The 7,164-nt window shown below is 71.6% G+C and carries 8 protein-coding genes and 1 rRNA gene; all 9 read right to left on the reverse strand.

What is annotated here, in order from left to right:
- Positions 1–17: 17 nt before the first annotated feature.
- Positions 18–1,196: a lysophospholipid acyltransferase family protein gene (locus AB0G74_RS26370; protein WP_361150791.1), complete on the reverse strand. Its 1,179-nt coding sequence runs from the start codon at positions 1,194–1,196 to the stop codon at positions 18–20.
- Positions 1,197–1,230: 34 nt separating this feature from the next.
- Positions 1,231–2,325 (reverse strand): NAD-dependent epimerase/dehydratase family protein, encoded by a 1,095-nt coding sequence (locus AB0G74_RS26375; RefSeq protein WP_361150794.1) that lies wholly within the window; start codon positions 2,323–2,325, stop codon positions 1,231–1,233.
- A 216-nt stretch (positions 2,326–2,541) separates the two neighbouring features.
- Positions 2,542–2,640: an AURKAIP1/COX24 domain-containing protein gene (locus AB0G74_RS26380; RefSeq protein WP_003948845.1), complete on the reverse strand. Its 99-nt coding sequence runs from the start codon at positions 2,638–2,640 to the stop codon at positions 2,542–2,544.
- 143 nt (positions 2,641–2,783) lie between these two features.
- Positions 2,784–2,996, reverse strand: a complete 213-nt coding sequence (locus tag AB0G74_RS26385) for a helix-turn-helix domain-containing protein (protein WP_014046653.1) — start codon at positions 2,994–2,996, stop codon at positions 2,784–2,786.
- Positions 2,997–3,124: 128 nt separating this feature from the next.
- Positions 3,125–3,952, reverse strand: a complete 828-nt coding sequence (locus tag AB0G74_RS26390) for a phosphatase (RefSeq protein WP_361150796.1) — start codon at positions 3,950–3,952, stop codon at positions 3,125–3,127.
- A gap of 170 nt (positions 3,953–4,122) precedes the next feature.
- Positions 4,123–5,298 carry an acetoin utilization protein AcuC gene (locus AB0G74_RS26395; RefSeq protein ID WP_361150798.1) on the reverse strand — a complete coding sequence of 392 codons (1,176 nt, stop codon included), beginning with the start codon at positions 5,296–5,298 and terminating at the stop codon, positions 4,123–4,125.
- Between the two features lie 51 nt (positions 5,299–5,349).
- Positions 5,350–6,000, reverse strand: coding sequence for an HAD family hydrolase (locus tag AB0G74_RS26400; RefSeq protein WP_361150801.1), 651 nt, complete (start codon positions 5,998–6,000; stop codon positions 5,350–5,352).
- Between the two features lie 42 nt (positions 6,001–6,042).
- On the reverse strand, positions 6,043–6,969 hold the full coding sequence (locus AB0G74_RS26405) for an SMI1/KNR4 family protein (RefSeq protein ID WP_361150804.1): 927 nt from the start codon (positions 6,967–6,969) through the stop codon (positions 6,043–6,045).
- A gap of 104 nt (positions 6,970–7,073) precedes the next feature.
- Positions 7,074–7,164, reverse strand: a 5S ribosomal RNA gene (gene rrf, locus AB0G74_RS26410); the annotation flags it as partial.

A 7,164-nucleotide genomic window follows, 5' to 3' on the forward strand; every position in this document is an offset into this window, starting at 1 on the left:
CGGCACGCTGACCGGAATCAGAAGAAGACGGACCGCCGCTGCACCAGCAGCTTGTAGAGCGTGTGCTGGATCTGCTCCCGGACCTGGTCGGTCAGATTGAACATCAGCATCGGGTCCTCCGCCGCCTCCGGCGGATAGCCGTCGGTCGGGATCGGCTCCCCGAACTGGATCGTCCACTTCGTCGGCAGCGGTACCGCGCCCAACGGGCCGAGCAGCGGAAACGTCGGAGTGACCGGGAAGTACGGCAGCCCCAGCAGCCGAGCCAGCGTCTTCGCGTTCCCCACCATCGGATAGATCTCCTCGGCGCCCACGATCGAGCAGGGCACGATCGGCGCCCCCGCCCGCAGCGCCGTCGAGACGAAGCCGCCCCGCCCGAACCGCTGGAGCTTGTACCGCTCGCCGAACGGCTTCCCGAGCCCCTTGAACCCCTCCGGCATCACCCCGACGATCTCGCCCCGGTTCAGCAGCGTCTCCGCGTCCTCCGCGCAGGCCAGGGTGTGCCCGGCCTTGCGGGCGAGTTCGTTGACGACCGGCAGCATGAAGACGAGATCGGCGGCGAGCAGCCGCAGATGCCGGCCCGCCGGATGGTGGTCGTGCACGGCGACCTGCATCATCAGCCCGTCGAGCGGCAGTGTCCCGGAGTGGTTGGCGACGACCAGCGCGCCGCCCTCGGCGGGGATGTTCTCGATCCCCTTCACCTCGACCCGGAAGTACGACTCGTAGAGCGGCCGCAACAGCGACATCAGTACCTGGTCGGTGAGTTCCCGGTCGTAGCCGAACTCGTCGACCTCGTACTCCCCGGTCACCCGGCGCCGCAGAAACGCCAGGCCGCCGGCCAGCCGCCGCTCCCAGCCACCGCCCTCCCCGGCCCCGGACCGGTCGGCGTCCACCGGGTCCTCGGCCGTCCCGGGCCCGCCGGACGGTTCCGGCCCCCGCGCGGGGGCGTCCCCGGCACCGGACGTACCGGACGCCTGCCCCGGTACGGGCACCGCCCGGACCCTGGCACCGTCCCGGGCCGCCGGTACGTCCCCCGGCTCGGGGACGGCGTCCCCGGCCGCCGCGGGCTCGGCCCGGCGACGCGCGGCGGCACCGCCCGGCCCACCGCTCCCGGCGCCGGGAGCACGCCGCCGCCCGGCCCGCGGCGCACTGCCGCGCGCCCGGTCGTCGTCGAAGGGAATGACCTTCGCGTCCGCCATCGTCGGTACGCTCCTTATCCGGATCCGGTGCCCGTCACCCGGCGTCGCTACGAGTCGGAACGGCCCGCCCGCCGTCCGAAGGGGTGGCGGCGGTCGCGGAGTCCGCGCCCAGCGCCCGTGCCACCCGGTCCACCGCCCGCGCCGCCCGCTCGGGCGGCAGCAGGCCGGCCCCGCGCGCCCGCGCGAAGTCGGCGAAGGTCTCGGGGGTGCTGTACCGGGGGGTGAAGCCCAGCGTCTCCCGCATCTGCCGGGTACTGACCACCCGCCCGTGGGTCAGCAGCCGGATCTGTTCGGGCGAGAAGTCCGTGACCCCCACGGTACGCAACGCGGAGCCGACCCAGGTGACGGCGGGCAGCGGTACCGGCAGCGTCGGCCGCCCCAGCCGCCGCGCGCACTGCGAGAGCAGCAGCACCCCGTCCCCGGCGATATTGAAGGTCCCGCTGTTGAGGGTGGCCCGGGCGGGCTCGTGGAGCGCCAGCCGCAGCACGCCGATCACATCGTCCTCGTGGACGAACTGGAGCCGGGGGTCGTAGCCGAAGACCGTCGGCAGCACCGGCAGGGCGAAGAACTCGGCCAGCGGGGAGTCCGCCGTCGGCCCGAGGATATTGGCGAACCGCAGCACGCAGACCGCCACATCGGGGCGGCGCCGGGCGAAGCCGCGAACGTACCCCTCGACCTCGACGGCGTCCTTCGCGAAGCCGCCGCTCGGCAGCGACTTGGGCGGGGTGGTCTCGGTGAAGACCGCCGGGTCGCGGGGCGCGGAGCCGTAGACGCTCGTACTGGACTTCACCACGAGCCGCCGGACCGTCGGCGACTTCTGGCAGGCGCCGAGGAGCTGCATGGTGCCGATGACATTGGTCTCCTTGACGGAGGCCCGGCCGCCCGCGCCCAGCGGGGTGCCGGTGACATCGAGATGGACCACCGTGTCCACCCCGTACTCGGCCAGGATCCGGCCTATCACCGGCTGCCGGATATCGGCCCGGACGAATTCGGCGCCGCCCAGGTCGTGCCCGGACTCCACCGCGTCCACCCCGATCACCCGGTCGACGCCGGGGTCCTTGCGGACGCGCCGTACGAGACGGGCGCCGAGCTGCCGGGCGACACCGGTGACGAGCACGACCTTCCCCAAGACCAGCGCCTTCCCTCGGCCCCGACCGCCGGCTCCGGCGGTCTCGAACATGCTGTGAATTGATTCAAACGCCACGGTAGCGGCTCGGCGTTGCCGGGTGATGTCCCGGCGGCCCGCTTTTCCCACCGCCCCGGCCGGAAAAGCGCCGTGGCCCCTCCACCCGGAGGTGGAGGGGCCACGGTCGTACGTACGACACGTACAGCTGTCGTTGTCGCCTTACTTCTTGTTACGACGCTGAACGCGGGTGCGCTTGAGCAGCTTGCGGTGCTTCTTCTTGGCCATCCGCTTGCGCCGCTTCTTGATAACAGAGCCCACGACTACCCTCGCTCACTTCTTCTCACTCGGTGCGGGGCGTCTGGGCCCACACGACCTACGTCGGCCTAGCCTACCCGCCCGAGCTCGGAGCTTGTAATCCGAGGGTCGCCGCGCTTCCGGCCCGGCCCACCCGCGTCCGGAACTCAAGCGGATTCCACCCCCACGAAGGACTCGCGGAGGTACTCGTGCACCGCTTGCTCCGGAACCCGGAAGGACCTCCCCACCCGGATCGCCGGCAGATGCCCGCTGTGCACCAAGCGGTACACAGTCATCTTCGACACCCGCATCACCGAGGCGACTTCCGCCACGGTAAGGAACTTGACCTCATTGAGAGGCCTCTCGCTGCCAGCAGCCATGACCCACCTGTACCTTCCGCACACGACGCTCACCGGCTTCCCCTCCGGTGACTCTTCGTCGCTGTGCGCTCACTCCCCAGACTAGGGGCGCGTGGTACGAGTGGGGAAGAGGAGCAGCCATCGGCCGCCTACTGTGACAGACAGGCGCGTTTGAGTACATAGCGCATGAGCGGCCGGTACCGATCAGGCGGAGCGGAGTCCTCCAGCGGTACGGCCACGGCGATCCGCCCCTCCGCCTCGCCGACGAAGACGGCGGGATCGTCGGCGTCCGCCGGACCGATGGCCGAAAAACCCAGCTGACCAGCCCCGCAGACCCATCCGTGGTCCCCCACCACCAGTTCGGGCAGGGGCTGTCCGGCCGCCGCCAGACCCCCCAGGGCGAGCCGTAACGGCAACGGTGAATGGGTGTGTGCGCCGGTGCTGTCCGACGCGCCCCGTGCGCCGCCTCCCCGCACCAGCGCGACCCCCTGTACGTACGCCAGCGTGCCCGTACGTACGCCGAACCGGGTCGTTATGTCGACACTTCGGCCCTGCGCGGGTGTGAGAACGAGACAGCCCGCCGCCGACAAAGCGTCTGCGAGTCCGCCGTAAAACCCCAGCAGCCCGTGCGGATGCCCGGTACCCAGCAGTACGGGCCCCCGCCGGTCCGCCACCTCCGCCAGCCGTTCCGCGAAGGCGTCCAGGGCGTCCAGGGTCCGCCCGGGGTCGATGACCTCGGGCCCCGACACCCGGCCGGGATCCGGCGGAACCCCGCACCGGTCGGCCACCAGCGCCAGTACGTCCCGCTCGTCCCAGCGCCGTTCGGGATCGAGTCCGAGGGTGGCCCGGGGATCACGGGCCGCGAACATCCGGTAGCGGCGCAGCGACCGCTCCCGGGTGGTGGACACCTCCCCGGCGAGCCCGGCCGCCACCAGATGCGCCCGCAGCGCCGTACGATCCGCCCGACTCACCGCCACAGGGCCGATGCTGCCGCAGTACGGACCACCGGCGGGCGGGATTCCCCCGGCCGTACCGCGTTCGGCCCAACAGGGCCCGTACAGCTGCCGTGACGGCCCGTGCAGGCGGGGGTGGGGTCTGCGCGCCGAGCCCGCTCGCGGCCGGTCCCGGGCCCGAACCGGGGGCACGGCTACGCCAGCAGCCCCCGCAGCGGATACACCGACCGCCGGGTCGCGAGCACCGCCTGGTCGAGCCGGTCGGCGGGGTCGTACCCCTCGCCCCACTCCCGCCACCGGGGCGTCCGGCCGTCCGTCATCCGGCGCGGCCCCGGCTGCCGGGTCAGCGCGTACACCTGGTCACGCCATTCGGCGGGCACCTCGGAGGCCGGGTCGACCGGCGCGTGCGCGGCGATCCCCACCAGATGGGTCCACGAACGGGGTACGACGTCCACGACGGCGTACCCGCCGCCGCCGAGCGCCAGCCACCGCCCGCCCTCCGTGTACTCGTGCGCCAGCCTGTGACAGGACTCCTGCACCAGCCGCTGGGCGTCCAGCGACACCGCCAGATGCGCCAGCGGATCCTCGAAGTGGGTGTCCGCCCCGTGCTGCGTCACCAGTACTTGCGGCCGGAAGTCCGCCAACAGCTCCGGCACCACCGCGTGGAACGCCCGCAGCCACCCCTCGTCGCCGGTCCCCGGCGGCAGCGCCACATTGGCCGCCCCGCCCTCGGCGACACCCCCGGCCCCGGTCTCCTCCGGCCAGCCGGTCCCCGGGAACAACGTCCGGGGGTGCTCGTGCAGGGAGATCGTCAGCACCCGGGGATCGCCCCAGAAGGCCGTCTGCACACCGTCGCCGTGGTGGACGTCGACATCGATGTACGCGACCCGCTCGGCGCCCAGCTCCAGCAGCCGGGCGATCGCCAGCGACGCGTCGTTGTAGATGCAGAACCCGGCCGCCGCGCCCGGCATCGCGTGGTGCAGCCCGCCCGCGAAGTTCACCGCGTGCGCCGTCCGCCCGTGCCAGAGCGCCTCGGCCGCCGCGACCGACTGCCCGGCGATCAGCGCCGACGCCTCGTGCATCCCGGCGAAGGCGGGATCGTCCACGGTCCCGAGGCCGTACGCCTGGTCGGCGGCGCGCGGATCGGCCGACGCGGCCCGTACGGCGGCCACGTAGTCCTCCCGGTGCACCAGCCGCAGCGTCGAGTCCCCGGCGGGCTTCGCGGCGACGACGTCCACGGCCCGGTCGAGCCCGTAGGCCCGGACGAGCCCCATCGTCAGCGCCAGCCGTACCGGGTCCATCGGGTGCTCGTCCCCGAAGTCGTACGCCGTCAGAGCCTCGTCCCACATCAGCATTCCCCGGCCGCTCATGCCCGCCACCGTATCCGGCCCGCGGGCCGGCACCGAGCGGCCGGGGACGTTTCAGCCGCGGCCGATCAGCCCCGGCAGCTCCTTCATCGAGCCGAAGTACCCGCGGGCGCCGACGAGTGCGGTCGCGGGGGTCATCGCGGTGAATCCGTAGACGTCCATCCCGGCCGCCACCGCGGCCCGGACGCCGAGCACACTGTCCTCCACCACCACGCACCGCCCGGGCGCGACACCCATCCGCTCAGCCGCGTACAGGAAGAGATCCGGCGCGGGCTTCCCCCGGCCCACGTCCTGCGCGCTGAAGACGATCTCGTCCCGGAACCACCGGTCGAGCCCGGTCAGCCGGTGCCCGAACCGGATCCGCTGATGGCTCCCGGACGACGCCAGACAGTACGGCACCCCCGCCTCGACCAGGCCCTCCAGGACCTCCGTCACCCCCGCCACGGGCTTCAGCTCCCGCTCGAAGGCGGCGAACGTCCGGGCGTGCAGCGTCGCGTCGAAGTCCTCGGGCAGCCGCTGCCCGGACCGCTCCATGACCAGGTCGTGGACCCGGTGCACGGCGGCACCCATGTAGTCCCGCAACGAGTCCTCGTACGAGGTCGGATGCCCCAGCTCGGTCAGATACCCGGCGAGCACGGTATTGGCCACCGGCTCACTGTCGACGAGGACGCCGTCGTTGTCGAAGATCACGAGGTCGTAGTTCATGACCTCACCCTAGGAAACGGGTCAGCCCGGATACGCGGTGGTCTACGGTCGCCGGTACGGCGAGAACCAGGGATGGGCGATGTCACGGGCCAGGGTGAACGGCGCGTGCGGATCGGTCAGGATCCGGAACACGAACTCGGTGAGGGTCATGTCGAACCGCTCTCCGTCCATCCCCTCGTCGAGGGCCAGTACGGGCCAGCGGTCCGGATCGGGCCCTTCGGTGATCCAGTAGAAGGAGTTGTGGTGCTCGTCCCCGGCCCAGCTCAGCAGCCCGGGCGACGCGGGGTGCGGTGGATACGGTTCCCACTTCTCCTGGCCGCGGCGGGCCGCGTACTCCGCGTACCAGATGACCTCCTCCGGGGAGCGCACATCGTGGAATCCGTCGAAGCTGCCGGTCCCGAAAGTGTTGATCATTTCCTTGTAGTCGGCTGGAAGCCGGGTCCCCAGCCGACTCTCGACGGACTCCCAGTCGGCCGAGGGCGCGGGTGGTGAGGTCCATCTCGTCACGGCCACCAGCCGCTCTGTCCACGAGGCGTCCTCGGGCAGCCCCAGCCGATCCGGATCCGGGGTGCAGCGATCGGCGACGATCACGACGACCTGTCCGGCTTCATATGCACCCCGGCCGGTCCCTACGTCGGGGTCGTCACGCCCCACTCCGACACCGACCCAACTCCCCGCATGGGCCCACGCATACCGCCAGTCGACCTCTTCTGCCCCCGGCAGCGACGGCATTCCAGGGCCGGGCAGCAAGGGGCTCCCGTAGATGCCGAGAACGGCCCGCATCGCTTCGAGGGTCAGTTCCGGGTCCCCGCCGCCGGGGATCAGCAGGCACTCGTGCCCGGCAGGATGCCCGGGTCGGTCACAGACCAGCTCCCGCGTGTCCGGCCAGACGATGCCCGCGACGGTCCGGCGTAACTCCTTCCTGTCGGTGCCGAGGTGAGTGTCGATGTCCTCGTCTTCGATATCCATGGGCGGGAGTAAAGCACCGGGGACTGACAACGCCCCTGAAATGCAGAAAGGGCTCTGGCCCCGAGACATAGTCTCAAGGGGCCAGAGCCCTCACTACAACAATTGTTCGGCGGCGTCCTACTCTCCCACAGGGTCCCCCCTGCAGTACCATCGGCGCTGAAAGGCTTAGCTTCCGGGTTCGGAATGTAACCGGGC

Origin of the sequence: Streptomyces sp. NPDC020875 (assembly GCF_040641415.1) — a bacterium.
In the GTDB taxonomy this organism is placed as follows: Bacteria; Actinomycetota; Actinomycetes; order Streptomycetales; family Streptomycetaceae; genus Streptomyces.